The 13465-nt window shown below is 62.2% G+C and carries 14 protein-coding genes and 1 pseudogene; 11 read left to right on the top strand and 4 right to left on the bottom strand.

All coding sequences use genetic code 11. The annotated features are described in order from the left end of the window. Positions 1–504: 504 nt before the first annotated feature. The 10 genes and pseudogenes from paaA (at position 505) to ACW4TB_RS08675 (ending at position 9743) form a co-directional block, all read left to right on the top strand. A complete protein-coding gene (paaA, locus tag ACW4TB_RS08720) occupies positions 505–1440 on the top strand; it encodes a 1,2-phenylacetyl-CoA epoxidase subunit PaaA (RefSeq protein WP_455842952.1) in 936 nt (311 codons plus the stop codon). Positions 1441–1465: 25 nt separating this feature from the next. Continuing rightward, positions 1466–1747, top strand: coding sequence for a 1,2-phenylacetyl-CoA epoxidase subunit PaaB (gene paaB, locus ACW4TB_RS08715; protein ID WP_004374528.1), 282 nt, complete (start codon positions 1466–1468; stop codon positions 1745–1747). 8 nt (positions 1748–1755) lie between these two features. Beyond that, positions 1756–2514 (top strand): 1,2-phenylacetyl-CoA epoxidase subunit PaaC, encoded by a 759-nt coding sequence (gene paaC, locus ACW4TB_RS08710; protein ID WP_254465770.1) that lies wholly within the window; start codon positions 1756–1758, stop codon positions 2512–2514. Continuing rightward, positions 2501–3034, top strand: a complete 534-nt coding sequence (gene paaD, locus ACW4TB_RS08705; protein ID WP_012314485.1) for a 1,2-phenylacetyl-CoA epoxidase subunit PaaD — start codon at positions 2501–2503, stop codon at positions 3032–3034. Before paaC ends, paaD begins: the two co-directional genes overlap by 14 nt. Positions 3035–3049: 15 nt before the next feature. Next, on the top strand, positions 3050–4126 hold the full coding sequence (paaE, locus tag ACW4TB_RS08700) for a 1,2-phenylacetyl-CoA epoxidase subunit PaaE (protein WP_254465771.1): 1077 nt from the start codon (positions 3050–3052) through the stop codon (positions 4124–4126). 82 nt (positions 4127–4208) lie between these two features. Then, the gene (locus ACW4TB_RS08695; RefSeq protein ID WP_012314487.1) at positions 4209–4517 is read left to right on the top strand and encodes a DUF485 domain-containing protein; all 309 of its coding nucleotides are present in this window, start codon (positions 4209–4211) and stop codon (positions 4515–4517) included. Beyond that, positions 4517–6076: pseudogene (locus ACW4TB_RS08690) on the top strand (cation acetate symporter); the annotation flags it as partial. The gene ACW4TB_RS08695 and the pseudogene ACW4TB_RS08690, both read left to right, overlap by 1 nt. Before the next feature lie 32 nt (positions 6077–6108). Beyond that, entirely contained in the window at positions 6109–7341 is a 1233-nt protein-coding gene (locus ACW4TB_RS08685; protein ID WP_254465772.1) for an OprD family porin, read from the top strand. Between the two features lie 24 nt (positions 7342–7365). Continuing rightward, on the top strand, positions 7366–9417 hold the full coding sequence (gene paaZ / locus ACW4TB_RS08680) for a phenylacetic acid degradation bifunctional protein PaaZ (RefSeq protein ID WP_012314490.1): 2052 nt from the start codon (positions 7366–7368) through the stop codon (positions 9415–9417). 155 nt (positions 9418–9572) lie between these two features. Continuing rightward, positions 9573–9743 (top strand): hypothetical protein, encoded by a 171-nt coding sequence (locus ACW4TB_RS08675; RefSeq protein WP_190273350.1) that lies wholly within the window; start codon positions 9573–9575, stop codon positions 9741–9743. A 35-nt stretch (positions 9744–9778) separates the two neighbouring features. Here the strand turns inward: ACW4TB_RS08675 and ACW4TB_RS08670 are convergent, their stop codons facing one another. The 4 genes from ACW4TB_RS08670 to ACW4TB_RS08655 form a co-directional block, all read right to left on the bottom strand. Further along, positions 9779–10048, bottom strand: coding sequence for a DUF6555 family protein (locus tag ACW4TB_RS08670; protein ID WP_279931626.1), 270 nt, complete (start codon positions 10046–10048; stop codon positions 9779–9781). 101 nt (positions 10049–10149) lie between these two features. Continuing rightward, positions 10150–11340, bottom strand: a complete 1191-nt coding sequence (locus tag ACW4TB_RS08665) for a zinc-dependent alcohol dehydrogenase (protein ID WP_039601581.1) — start codon at positions 11338–11340, stop codon at positions 10150–10152. Between the two features lie 72 nt (positions 11341–11412). Further along, positions 11413–11625 carry a con-10 family general stress protein gene (locus ACW4TB_RS08660; RefSeq protein WP_012314493.1) on the bottom strand — a complete coding sequence of 71 codons (213 nt, stop codon included), beginning with the start codon at positions 11623–11625 and terminating at the stop codon, positions 11413–11415. Positions 11626–11794: 169 nt separating this feature from the next. Further along, positions 11795–12346: an ATP-dependent Clp protease proteolytic subunit gene (locus tag ACW4TB_RS08655; RefSeq protein ID WP_279931631.1), complete on the bottom strand. Its 552-nt coding sequence runs from the start codon at positions 12344–12346 to the stop codon at positions 11795–11797. Between the two features lie 201 nt (positions 12347–12547). Between ACW4TB_RS08655 and ACW4TB_RS08650 the strand changes: the two genes are divergently transcribed. Beyond that, positions 12548–13465 (top strand): DUF72 domain-containing protein, encoded by a 918-nt coding sequence (locus ACW4TB_RS08650; RefSeq protein WP_279931633.1) that lies wholly within the window; start codon positions 12548–12550, stop codon positions 13463–13465.

Here is a 13465-nt window from a genome sequence, read left to right as displayed (position 1 = left end):
CCGGGGCCACCAAGTGCTTGGCTTGGCATTTTCAGCGCCTATCAGATCGAGCGCCGCCGGCGCGGCGCAAGGCCGCTCCTACATTTGTTTCGGGCCAGTTATTCCTGAGGGATTGGCGCGCGGCCCCTTGGTGCCTGTCCCGATATCGCGTCGGACAAACAAGGCGGTCGCGCGCAAATGCCATAGGCCTCACTGACCCGAAACAAATGTAGGAGCGGCCTTGCGCCGCGCGGGCGGCGCTCGATTTCCGCCCCACCTCCAAACCCAAGACAGGCACCTAGCCGCCATCACCCTATCTCGCGACAAGCACATAGCAGCCGCTGTGGGCACTTCTTCGCGGCAATCCGATACAAAAACATTATCCGATACCTAATAATATGTTTGATGTTGTGTTTTGTATCGCTTATAAATGACTCATGCCCCACCCAGCCCTGAGGCAGGAGTCAGAACATGTACGCACAGCTAGTCGATACCGGTGTAAAACGCGTCAAGTCGCTGGACGAAATGTCGCCTGAAGAGCGTCACTTCCAGGAAAAGATCGACGCCGAAATCAAGATCGAAGCCAAGAACTGGATGCCCGAGGCCTATCGTCAGACCCTCATCCGGCAGATCTCTCAACACGCCCATTCCGAAATCGTCGGTATGCTGCCCGAAGGCAACTGGGTCACCCGTGCGCCAAGCCTCAAGCGCAAGCTGCAGCTGATGGCCAAGATCCAGGACGAAGCCGGTCACGGCCTGTACCTGTACAGCGCCATGGAAACCCTCGGCGCCGACCGTGACGGAGAAATCGCCAAGCTGCACAGCGGCAAGGCCAAGTACTCGAGCATCTTCAACTACCCGACCCTGAGCTGGGCCGACATGGGCGCGGTAGGCTGGCTGGTCGATGGCGCCGCGATCGTCAACCAGGTGGTGCTGCAGCGCACCTCCTACGGCCCCTACTCCCGCGCCATGATCCGTATCTGCAAGGAAGAGAGCTTCCACCAGCGCCAGGGCTACGAGCTGCTGCTGACCATGATGCGCCACGGCACCCAGGCACAGAAGGACATGGTCCAGGACGCCATCAACCGCCTGTGGTGGCCGTCGCTGATGATGTTCGGCCCAAGCGACGAGCACTCCCCCAATAGCGCCCAGTCGATGGCCTGGAAGATCAAGCGCCAGACCAACGACGAACTGCGCCAGCGTTTCATCGACCAGACCGTGCCACAGCTCGAACTGCTCGGCTGCACCGCGCCCGACCCGCACCTGAAGTGGAACGAGGCCCGCGGCCACTACGACTTCGGCGAAATCCAGTGGGACGAGTTCTACGAAGTCATCAAGGGCAACGGCCCGTGCAACCTGGAGCGTGTCGCCACCCGGCGCAAGGCTATCGAGGACGGTGCCTGGGTGCGCGAGGCCGCCGTGGCCTATGCGCGCAAGCAACAGAACAAGAACGCCGCCTGAGCGGCGATTGATGCGGAGAGCGAAAATGTCTGTCTGGACCCTCTACGAAGTGTTCGTGCGCAGCAAGCACGGCTTGAACCACAAGCATGTCGGCAGTGTGCATGCCGCCGACGCCGCCATGGCCATTGAGAATGCACGTGAGCTGTACACCCGCCGCAGCGAAGGCGTGAGCCTGTGGGTGGTGCCTTCGGCGCTGATCACCGCCTCCTCGCCTGACGAGAAAGACCCGTTGTTCGCCCCTTCGGACGACAAGGTCTACCGCCACGCCAGCTTTTACGAACTGCCCGACGAAGTCGGACACATGTGAGGTTGGCCATGCATACAGAAACGCTTATCCCGTATTTGCTGCTACTGGGCGACACCGCCCTGGTGCAGGGCCAGCGCCTTTGTGAATGGTGCGGCCATGCGCCGGCCATCGAAGAAGAGCTGGCCTTGATGAACGTCGGCCTCGACCTGGTCGGCCAGGCCCGCAACTGGCTGGAGTACGCCGCCGAGCTGCTCGATGACGGCCGAGACGCCGACGCCCTTGCCATGCTTCGCGACGAACGCGCCTACCGCAACCTGCTGCTGGTCGAGCAACCCAATGGCGACTTCGCCGTGACCATGACCAAGCAGTTCTTCTATGACGCCTGGCATTACGCGGTGCTACAGGGCCTGGCCGTGTCCAGCGACGAACGAATCGCCGGCATTGCCGCCAAGGCGCTCAAGGAGGTCACCTACCATCTGCGTCGCTCCGGCGAATGGGTGCAGCGTCTGGGCGGCGGTACCGACGAGAGCCGTCGGCGCATGCTCGATGCGATCCCGGCGCTGTGGCGCTTCACCGTCGAACTGACGCAAGGCTGCGAAAACGAAGTGCGCCTGGCCGAGGCTGGTATCGCTGCCGACCCACGCAGCGTCGGCGCGGCTTGGCTCAAGCAGGTGACAGCGATTTTCGAGTCGGTGCAACTGCCACTGCCCAAGGCGGCCAGCCATTTCTACCTGGACAGCCGCAAAGGCCTGCACACCGAGCACTTGGGGCTGTTGCTGGCCGAAATGCAGTTCCTGCCACGGGCCTATCCCGATGCAACCTGGTGAGCTGATTGCCAGCGACCTCGGCGCCCGTGCGGCCCGCGGCGATGACCTGGCACGGGCCTGGGCGGTACTGGAGCAGGTCATGGACCCGGAAGTGCCGGTAGTCAGCGTGGTCGACCTGGGCATCGTCCGCGACCTCGACTGGCGCGCAGGCCACCTGCACCTTGTAGTCACGCCGACCTACTCCGGTTGCCCGGCGACCGAGGTCATCGAGGCCGACATCCGTGACGCGCTGCAACAGGCCGGTTTCGCTGCACCTGCGCTGGAGCGGCGGCTGACTCCGGCCTGGAGCACAGACTGGATCAGCGAGCTGGGCCGGCAACGCTTGCGTGCCTACGGCATCGCACCGCCAGAGGGCAGCACCAGCAAGCGCAGTTTGCTCGGTGAGGCTCCTCAGGTGTGCTGCCCGCAGTGCGCCAGCACACACACCGAAATGCTCAGCCAGTTCGGCTCCACGGCCTGCAAGGCGCTGTACCGCTGCCGCGAGTGCCTGGAGCCGTTCGACTATTTCAAATGTATTTGAGCCGTGGAGAACACCATGAGCCAGTTTCACAGCCTGACCATCAAGCAAGTGCGCAACGAGACCCGCGACGCAGTGTCCATCGCCTTTGAGGTGCCTGAGCACTTGCAGGCGCAATTCAGCTTCACCCAGGGCCAGTACCTGGTCATGCGTACCCAATTGGACAACGAGGAAGTACGCCGCTCCTATTCCATCTGCAGTGCGGTACAGGATGGCGAGCTGCGGGTAGCCGTCAAGCGAGTGCCGGGCGGGCGGTTTTCCGCCTTTGCCAATGACGTGCTCAAGGCTGGCCAGCAGTTGGAGGTGATGCCACCGTCCGGCAGCTTCTACGTACCGCTGGACCCTGCCCGCCAAGGCCACTACCTGGGCGTAGCCGCAGGCAGCGGCATCACACCGATCCTGTCGATCATCGCCACCACCTTGGCCAGTGAGCCGCACAGCCGCTTCACCCTGCTGTATGGCAACCGGTCCAGCTCGGGGGCGTTGTTCCGCGACAAGCTCGAAGACCTGAAAAACCGTTACCTGGACCGTCTGAACCTGATTTTCGTGTTCAGCCGCGAGCAGCAGGACGTCGACCTGTACAACGGCCGCATCGACGCCGACAAGTGCGGCCAGCTGTTTTCCCGATGGATGGACGTTGCCACGCTGGACGCGGCGTTCATCTGCGGCCCCCAGGCGATGACCGAAACCGTGCGCGACGGCCTGCTGGCCAATGGCATGGGCAAGGAGCGCATCCATTTCGAACTGTTTGCCGCCGCTGGCAGCGAAGCACGCCGCGAGGCCCGTGAGGCGGCGCGCCAGGTCGATTCGGCGCTCAGCCATATCACCGTGATCAGCGATGGCCGCGCCCTGTCGTTCGACCTGCCGCGCAACAGCCAGAACGTGCTGGACGCCGGTAATGCCATCGGCGCCGAGCTGCCCTACTCGTGCAAAGCGGGCGTGTGCTCCACCTGCAAGTGCCGGGTGATCGAGGGCGAAGTGGAGATGGACAGCAACCACGCGCTGGAAGACTACGAAGTGGCGGCGGGCTATGTGCTGTCGTGCCAGACGTACCCGGTGAGCGACAAGGTGGTGCTCGACTTCGACCAGTTGTAAACCCGCGCCGCTTTTCAACACCGCATGCAACACCCGTGTGACCTCACAAAAAACAACTACAACACCAAGAGATCGCTGACCCATGACCCCCGAACGCATCGCAAGCATCGCCAACCACCCCGACTTCCAGCACCTGGTCCGGCGCAAGCGCCGCCTCAACGGCAGCCTGACCCTGGCCATGCTGGTGATCTACTACGGCTTCGTCCTGCTGGTGGCGTTCTCGCCCAGCACCCTCGGCCAGTCGCTCAGCGGTGGCGTGACCACCGTCGGCATGCTGGTGGGCGTGCTCATGGTGCTGTTGTCGTTCGCCCTCACCGGCATTTACGTGCACCGCGCCAACAACGTACTCGACCCGCTCAACGACAAGGTCAAGCAGGAGTGCGCGCAATGAACTGGACCGCCATCTCGATGTTCATGGTGTTCGTCTGCTTCACCCTCCTGGTGACCCGCTGGGCTGCCCTGCGTACCCGCTCGGCCAGTGATTTCTATACCGCCGGCGGCGGCCTGACAGGTATGCAGAATGGCCTGGCGATCGCAGGCGACATGATCAGCGCCGCGTCGTTTCTGGGCATTTCGGCAATGATGTTCATGAACGGCTACGACGGGCTGCTGTACGCCCTGGGCGTGCTCGCGGGTTGGCCGATCATCCTGTTCCTGATTGCCGAACGCTTGCGCAACCTGGGCAAGTACACCTTTGCCGATGTGGTGTCCTACCGCCTGGCTCAAACCCCCGTGCGCCTGACGTCGGCGTTCGGCACCCTGGTCGTGGCGCTGATGTACCTGGTGGCGCAGATGGTCGGTGCCGGCAAGCTGATCGAGCTGCTGTTCGGTATCAGCTACCTGTATGCGGTGATGCTGGTCGGGGTGCTGATGGTCGCCTACGTGACCTTCGGCGGCATGCTCGCCACCACCTGGGTGCAGATCATCAAGGCGGTGATGTTGCTCAGCGGTACCACGTTCATGGCCTTCATGGTGCTCAAGCACTTTGGTTTCAGCACCGAGGCGATGTTTGCCAGTGCCGTGGCCGTACACGCCAAGGGCCAGGCAATCATGGCGCCGGGTGGCCTGCTGTCGAACCCGGTGGACGCGATTTCCTTGGGCCTGGGCATGATGTTCGGCACGGCGGGCCTGCCTCATATCCTGATGCGGTTCTTCACCGTCAGCGATGCAAAGGAAGCGCGCAAGAGCGTGTTCTACGCCACCGGCTTCATCGGCTACTTCTACCTGCTGCTGATCGTCATCGGCTTCGGCGCCATCGTCATGGTCGGCACCGAGCCCTCTTACCGCGATGCGGCGGGCGCGATCATCGGCGGCGGCAACATGGTCGCGGTGCACCTGGCGCAGGCGGTGGGTGGCAACCTGTTCCTCGGTTTCATTTCTGCCGTGGCCTTCGCCACCATTCTGGCGGTCGTGGCTGGCCTGGCGCTATCCGGTGCGTCGGCGGTGTCCCACGACCTGTATGCCTGTGTGATGCGCAAAGGCCAGGCCACCGAGCAGCAAGAGATGCGGGTTTCGCGTATCGCCACCCTGGTGATCGGCCTGCTGGCAGTGGTGCTCGGGCTGGTGTTCGAGTCGCAGAACATCGCCTTCCTCTCCGGCCTGGTGCTGGCCGTCGCCGCGTCGGTCAACTTCCCGGTGTTGCTGCTTTCGATGTTCTGGAAGGGCCTGACCACCCGCGGTGCGGTGTGCGGGAGCATGGCGGGGCTGCTTTCGGCGGTCGTACTGGTTGTACTGGGCCCGGCGGTGTGGGTGAACGTGCTGCACAACGAACAGGCACTGTTCCCCTACAGCAATCCGGCGTTGTTCTCGATGAGCCTGGCGTTCCTCGGCGCCTGGGTGTTCTCGGTCACCGACAGTTCGGCGCGGGCCACCGAAGAACGTGGCCGCTACCTGGCGCAGTTCATTCGCTCCATGACCGGTATTGGCGCCGCCGGCGCCAGCAAGCACTGATTTTGAGAACAACCATGTCGGGTACAACAACAATGAACCGCACTCGCTTCTCTTGCCTCACCTGGCTTGCCACGCTCGCCCTGCCCTTGCCGGCCATGGCGGACTTCGTCGGCGACAGCCATGCGCGCCTGGAACTGCGCAACCACTACCTCAACCGCGACTTCCGCCAGAGCAATGCGCCGCAGGCCAAGGCCGAGGAATGGGGCCAAGGCTTTACTGCCCGCCTGGAATCGGGCTTCACCGAAGGCCCGGTAGGCGTCGGCGTGGATGCCATGGGCCAGTTGGGCGTCAAGCTCGACAGCAGCCGTGACCGCCGCAACACCGGCCTGCTGCCGTTTGGCCCGAACAGCCACGAGCCTGTCGATGACTACAGTGAGTTGGGCCTGACCGGTAAAGTGCGCGTGTCCAAGAGCACCCTGCGCCTGGGCACCTTGCAGCCGATTCTGCCGGTAGTGGTTTACAACGACACACGCCTGCTGGCCTCGACCTTCCAGGGCGGGCTGCTGACCAGCCAGGAACTCGACGGCCTGACCGTCAACGCCGGACGCTTGACCAAGGCCAACCTGCGCGACTCTTCGGGCCGCGACGACATCGGCTACGGCGCCGCCAGCAGCGACCATCTGGACTTCGGTGGCGGCAGCTATGCCATTACCCCACAGACCAGCGTCAGCTACTACTACGCCAAGCTCGAAGACATCTACCGCCAGCAGTTTGTCGGCCTGGTCGACACCCGCCCGCTGGGCGAAGGCCTTAGCCTGCGTAGCGACCTGCGGTACTTCGACAGCCGCAATGATGGCGCCGAACGTGCCGGCAACATCGACAACCGCAACTTCAACGCCATGTTCACCCTCGGCGTCAGGGCACACAAATTCACCGCCACCTGGCAACAGATGTCCGGTGACAGCGCCTTCCCCTTCGTCAACGGCGGCGACCCGTTCACCGTGAACCTCGTGACCTACAACACCTTCACCCGTGCCGGGCTCGATTCGTGGCAGGTGCGCTATGACTACGATTTCGTTGCCATGGGCATTCCCGGCCTGAGTTTCATGACCCGTTACACCGACGGACGCCACGCCGAGACCGCGACCGTCAGCAACGGCCGTGAGCGCGAGCGCGATAGCGACCTCACCTATGTCATCCAGAGCGGTCCGTTCAAAGACGTCAGCCTGCGCTGGCGCAATGTCACCTTCCGTTCCGGCAATGGCCTGACCAATGCCGTGGACGAAAACCGCCTGATCATCGGCTACACCCTGGCGCTGTGGTAACAGTGCCCTTCAAAGGAGAACAGCATGTCTGACGCCCCAACCCTGCAGAGCTTCATTGCCGGCCGCTGGATCGGCCAGCACGGCGCCCAGGCCCTGCGCAGCGCCCTGGACGGTCATGTCCTGGCACACAGCCATGAAGAACGCCCGGACTTCGCCGAGGCAGTGGACTTTGCCCGCGCCCGAGGCGTGGCTGAACTGATGGCCATGGACTTCCAGCAGCGCGCCGCGCGGCTCAAAGCCCTGGCGCTGTACCTGGCTGAACGCAAGGAACAGCTTTACGCCCTGTCCCACCACAGTGGCGCCACCCGCGCTGACAGTTGGATCGACATCGAAGGCGGCAACGCCACGCTGTTCTCCTATGCTGGCATCGGCAGCCGCGAATTGCCTTCAGGCAACCTGGTACACGAAGGGCCGGCGATCCCGCTGGGAAAAAAGGGCCACTTTTCCGGTAGCCATATACTTGTGCCGCGTGCCGGTGTTGCCGTTCACATCAATGCCTTCAACTTCCCGATCTGGGGCATGCTGGAGAAGTTCGCCCCAACGTTCCTTGCCGGCATGCCATGCATCGTCAAGCCGGCGACTTCCACAAGCTACCTGACCGAAGCGGTGGTACGCCTGATGGATGCCTCTGGTCTGCTCCCCGCCGGCTGTCTGCAATTGGTGATCGGCAGCACCGGTGACCTGCTCGACCGCTTGCAGGGCCAGGATGTGGTGACCTTCACCGGTTCTGCTGACACCGCGGCAAAACTGCGTGTCACGCCTAACCTGATCCGCAATTCGGTACCCTTCACCGCCGAGGCCGACTCGCTCAATTGCGCCATCCTCGGCCCTGACGTGAGCCCGGACAGTGAAGAGTTCGAGCTTTACCTCAAGGAAGTGGTGCGCGAGATGACCACCAAGGCCGGGCAGAAATGCACAGCCATCCGCCGTGCCATCGTTCCGGCCAAGCACCTGGATGCCGTGGCCACACGCCTGCGCGAGCGCCTGAGCAAGGTGGTGGTCGGCGACCCTTCATTGGACGGCGTTCGCATGGGGGCCCTGGCCTCTCATGACCAGCAACGCGATGTCGGCGAGCGTGTACGTGCCCTGCTTCAAAGCTGCGATCAGCTGTTCGGCGCCAGCGACGGTTTCGCCCCACGTGGCGAGAGCGTTGCCGAGGGCGCGTTCTTCGCCCCAACCCTGCTTCAGGCACGAGACCCGCATGCCGAAGGCGGCGCCCACGATATCGAGGCCTTTGGCCCGGTCAGCACGCTGATGGCCTACGATGACCTGGACGAAGCTCTGGTCTTGGCAGCTCGTGGCAAGGGCAGCCTGGTCGCGACGCTGGTAACGGCCGACCGCGCCGTGGCCGCCAAGGCGATCCCGACCGCTGCAGCCTGGCATGGCCGCCTGTTGGTACTCGACCGTGAAGCTGCGCAAGAATCCACCGGCCACGGCTCGCCGCTGCCGCAACTCAAGCACGGCGGCCCCGGCCGCGCGGGGGGCGGCGAGGAGCTGGGTGGCTTACGTGCGGTCAAGCATTACCTGCAACGTGCGGCGATACAGGGCTCGCCGAGTATGCTGACGGCAGTGACCGGGGAATATGTACGCGGCGCCGAGGTAATCGAGAGCGAGGTACATCCCTTCCGCCGTCATTTCGACGAGCTGCGCATCGGCGAGTCGCTGCTGACCCACCGCCGCACGGTCACCGAGGCCGATCTGGTGAATTTCGGTTGCCTGTCGGGCGATCACTTCTACATGCATTTCGACGAGATAGCCGCCAGGCAATCGCAGTTCGGCAAGCGCATCGCACATGGTTACTTCGTGCTTTCGGCGGCGGCCGGGCTGTTCGTCTCCCCGGGCGAAGGCCCGGTATTGGCCAACTACGGGCTGGATACCCTGCGTTTTATAACCCCGGTCGCCATTGGCGATACCATTCAGGCGCGCCTGACCTGCAAACGCAAGATCGACCAAGGCAAGACCAGCCCGTTGGGGCAGCCTCAGGGGGTGGTAGCTTGGGATGTAGAAGTCACCAACCAGTTGGGGGAGCTGGTGGCCAGTTACGACATCCTGACCTTGGTGCTGAAGCAGCCTTGAGCGATGGTTTTGACTGCACCGGCAATTGCTCCGCAGCCAACAAGGCAGGTCGCGCCCATGGGCAATGACCCATTGGTCGGTATTTTCAGGACGCAGGCTGATCATCCGTAGCTCGATCACACTCCAAACTGCATCTGACGCCAAGGAGAACCGTGATGAGCCAACTAATGAAAATGGGTGGCGGTAACGTCCAGGATGACTGGCCTGAACTGGATCCGGGCCAGCCCGACGATCGGGTGGACGACCCGGATGCTGACCCGAATGTCACCGACGATGAGGAGAATCGCCCAGGGGTACCAGCAAGCGATCCCGAGTCAGGCGCTTGACTATAGGGAGCGGGCGAAAGCCCGCTCCCTTTCCCTCAACTGCTAATCGCAGAGTCACTGACCGGCTGGTGGGGTTTTCCCCCGGACAGCCGCCAACTCACTGCGGTAATCCCATAGCGCTCAGCCATTGGCTTGCTGACTTTCTTGATTTTTTCGCGGCCAAACTTAGGAATGATGCCAATACCCGCATCACAACTGGCCCAGTGCCAGGCTTCGGTGTTATCCATCCGCTCCATGCGGATAATGAAACTGCGTGGCTCGCCATGCAGTTGGTAGTCAATGATGTACAGCTGGGGGTTAGGCATCACGGGGCCCTCCTCTTCTCCATGGATGACTCATTCATTGAGTGATGCCCGCCAGGAAAGATTCAAAATAATTGTCCAACAATTCCCCTCTGCGACACCCCTCAAGGCAACGGGTCGGGTGCAGCGCCAGGTACCAGGATCACCTTGCGGCAGCGCTCCTGCTGCTCATCGAACATTTCGTAGCCTCGCGCGGCATCTTCCAGCGCCAGCCGGTGAGTGATGATCGCTTGCGGGTTGAGCCGGCCTGCCTCGATGTGTTCGAGCAACTCCGGCAGGTAGCGATGGACGTGCGTCTGGCCCATGCGGAAAGTCAGGCCCTTGTCGAATGCGTCGCCGAACAGGAAGCCGTGAATGAAACCGGCATAGACCCCCGGCACGCTTACCACGCCACCACGGCGGACCGCAGCGATGCTCTGGCGTAAAGCCTTACCGCTGCTACCTTCGAGTTTAAGGGCAGTCAGCACGGTTTCGGTGGTGCTGCCTTTGGCTTCGAAGCCCACGGCATCGATCACTGCATCGACGCCCCGCATGCCGCGCGTCTGGCGAATGATGGTGTCGGCAGGATCGTCGTCGTGGGCAAAGTCGATAGGAATTACGCCGTAGGCCTGATGGGCATAATCCAGGCGATAGCCGCATTCATCGACCATGAAAATCTGCTCTACCCCCAGCATTCTTGCACAGGCCGCTGACAGCAGCCCGACCGGCCCTGCGCCATAGATAGCCAGCGATGCACCCTGCCCGACTTCTGCGTTGAGCACCGCCTGCCAGGCGGTGGGCAGGATATCAGACAGGAACAGCAGCTGATCATCGGCCAGGTGCCCCGGTACCTTGAACGGCCCCGTGTTGCCTTTAGGAACGCGTACGTAGTCGGCCTGGCCACCTGGCACCCCACCGTACAGGTGGCTGTAGCCGAACAAGGCTGCACCCGGCGGGATCACCTTCTTGTTGAGAATCGCCCCGTGGCCCGTATTGGTGGTTTCACAGGCCGCGAACAGCTGGTGCTGGCAGAAGAAACAGCCGCCGCACGCGATCACGAACGGGATCACCACCCGGTCACCGGGGCGCACGGCTGTCACTGCGCTACCAACGTCTTCGACGATCCCCATGAACTCGTGGCCGAGGATATCGCCCGTCTCGACCAAAGGGATCTTGCCGCGATACAAGTGCAAGTCCGAGCCGCAGATGGCCGTGGCGGTCACACGCAGAAGGATATCGTCATCTTCCTGCAGGTCCGGTTCTGGCACGTTGTCAACACGGACATCGCCAGCGCCGTGATAGGTCAAAGCGCGCATGCTTGAGTCTCCCTACGAGGACATGGGACGAGGCCGCTGGCAATGCCGACAGGCCTCGGCTAACGCGTCTGTTCAACTCGGCTGGCGGCCTCCACCATGGCTGTTCTGCCCGCCCTTGCGGCCAGCTTGCGAGGCACGCTCTCTGTCATTGGCAAAGTTGCCACCCGACGCCTGCCCGCCCTTCTGGCCGGCACGGGATGCCCGTTCGCGGTCATTGGCAAAGTTGCCCGGGTTGGTTTCCTTGGTGCCGCCTCGTTGTCCAGTCCGCTCTTGATCACGAGCCATGTCGTTTCTCCTTGCGATGGGATGGTTGGACGCATGAATCTTTGCCATGCCCTGTTTCCGAGCCGCCGATGCGCACGAATGCTCAATTCAATCGTGGGCAGCCGACCGGTGGCACGAAAAACCGCCCGGGAAAATGTTTGCGCGCTCCCTGATGCCGGTGCTGTGAGCTTTACGCATGCACACTCCACTGTGTGACTTGTGCCTCGATCGGCATTTCATCGACGGCATGGATCAAGCCGCTCCCCAGCGCCTCCTGAGGATCCAGTATTCGCGGGTCAGCCATCAGGTAGCGCTGCACATCCAATACTTCGGCGCTGCCAGCGGTTCTTTCGGCAACGATCTGGGCATACAGCCGCAAATCATAATCAAGACTCATCGCATACTCGGCCATACGCGCGTGGTCGACCGCGCCATGCAGCGTCCAGTGAAACGGGTGAAACAGGAACTTGCTCATGGCGCAGGCGGTACGGTGCTCACCCGCCAGAAACAGGATGTTGCCCATCGATTCCACAGTACCGAGGTTGTGCGTGTGCACGTGTACAGGCAAGGCGCGCAGGAAGTTGTACAAGGTAAACCCATAACTGCATTCGCCGCCCATCGTAGCGATATTCAACTGAAGCACATCGGCCCCCTGTTGCATCACCTTGGAGCAGGTACTGATCAGGTTGCCGCAGGTGGATGAGTTGATCGGGCCGGTGAAGTGAATGATGTGTCGGGCCATGCTTACCTCCAGATTGGCGGGTCATTGCCGTATGTCGAACAGGCCTCCCATCGCAACATATTGGTCAGGTCTGGTTTTCGGTGGAAACGTGTGCGGGTGCAAAGTTCCCTGGGCAGGGCCAGGTCGCCACTGGTCAACCATCCTGAACCGTTTGTGGTCGTTGCGTGTCGCTAGTGAAGGGACAGCAATGAGGACCACAGTGTGAGCGAGATCCGCATCGGCATATCCGGATGGCGCTATGGCCCCTGGCGCAAGGACTTCTACCCCAAGGGGCTACGGCAGGATCACGAACTGGCATTTGCCTCGCGCGCCGTGAACAGCATAGAAATAAACGGGTCGTTCTATAGCCTGCAGACACCGGAACGCTATGAGCGCTGGCGGGACGATACGCCGGAGGACTTCATCTTTTCAGTCAAAGGGCCCCGCTATATCACGCATGGTCGGCGCCTCAAGGACATCGAAGAGCCGCTGGCGAATTTCTTTGCATCAGGCCTTTTGTTGCTGGGCGATAAGCTGGGGCCGATTCTGTGGCAGTTTCCGCCGAACATGAAATTCGATGAGGATCGCTTCGAGCGTTTCCTCGCGCTATTACCGCACGACCGCGAGGCGGCGCACGCCTGTGCCCGCAACTGCGCGGAGCGTTTACGGGGCAATGGCGGGACGGCCATCGACGGCAATGCACGCATTCGCCACGCAGTGGAAATACGTAATGAGAGCTTTCTGTGCGAGGCGTTCGTCCGGATGCTGCGCAAGTACCGGGTGGCGCTCGTGGTCGCCGACAGCGCGGGCAAGTGGCCCTATGTCGAAGATGTGACCGCCGACTTCGTCTACCTGCGTCTGCACGGCGATGTCGAGCTTTACAGCAGCGGATATACAGCCCGCGCATTGCGCCGCTGGAAGCAGCGTATCGAATGCTGGAGCCGCGGCGCACAACCAGACGATGCCCACCTGATCATCGATCAGCCGCCACCTCGGCGTACCTCACGGGATATCTATTGCTACTTCGATAACGACCAGAAGGTACATGCCCCATACGACGCACGCCGTCTACTGGACAAAATGGATCTGAATGGCCACTTGGTGACAGAACCGGGTGTCACACCGCAGGTGCAATTGTGA

The organism is Lelliottia jeotgali (genome assembly GCF_977070485.1).
Note: the sequence above shows the minus strand (reverse complement) of the source record. Positions and strands in the feature narration are given on the sequence as shown.

Bases quoted from the DNA above. Each gene is read 5' to 3' on its own strand.
- paaA (WP_455842952.1), top strand. From the start codon at position 505: ATGTCGCCTGAAGAGCGTCACTTCCAGGAAAAGATCGACGCCGAAATC.
- paaB (WP_004374528.1), top strand. From the start codon at position 1,466: ATGTCTGTCTGGACCCTCTACGAAGTGTTCGTGCGCAGCAAGCACGGC.
- paaC (WP_254465770.1), top strand. From the start codon at position 1,756: ATGCATACAGAAACGCTTATCCCGTATTTGCTGCTACTGGGCGACACC.
- paaD (WP_012314485.1), top strand. From the start codon at position 2,501: ATGCAACCTGGTGAGCTGATTGCCAGCGACCTCGGCGCCCGTGCGGCC.
- paaE (WP_254465771.1), top strand. From the start codon at position 3,050: ATGAGCCAGTTTCACAGCCTGACCATCAAGCAAGTGCGCAACGAGACC.
- ACW4TB_RS08695 (WP_012314487.1), top strand. From the start codon at position 4,209: ATGACCCCCGAACGCATCGCAAGCATCGCCAACCACCCCGACTTCCAG.
- ACW4TB_RS08685 (WP_254465772.1), top strand. From the start codon at position 6,109: ATGAACCGCACTCGCTTCTCTTGCCTCACCTGGCTTGCCACGCTCGCC.
- paaZ (WP_012314490.1), top strand. From the start codon at position 7,366: ATGTCTGACGCCCCAACCCTGCAGAGCTTCATTGCCGGCCGCTGGATC.
- ACW4TB_RS08675 (WP_190273350.1), top strand. From the start codon at position 9,573: ATGAGCCAACTAATGAAAATGGGTGGCGGTAACGTCCAGGATGACTGG.
- ACW4TB_RS08670 (WP_279931626.1), bottom strand. From the start codon at position 10,048: ATGCCTAACCCCCAGCTGTACATCATTGACTACCAACTGCATGGCGAG.
- ACW4TB_RS08665 (WP_039601581.1), bottom strand. From the start codon at position 11,340: ATGCGCGCTTTGACCTATCACGGCGCTGGCGATGTCCGTGTTGACAAC.
- ACW4TB_RS08660 (WP_012314493.1), bottom strand. From the start codon at position 11,625: ATGGCTCGTGATCAAGAGCGGACTGGACAACGAGGCGGCACCAAGGAA.
- ACW4TB_RS08655 (WP_279931631.1), bottom strand. From the start codon at position 12,346: ATGGCCCGACACATCATTCACTTCACCGGCCCGATCAACTCATCCACC.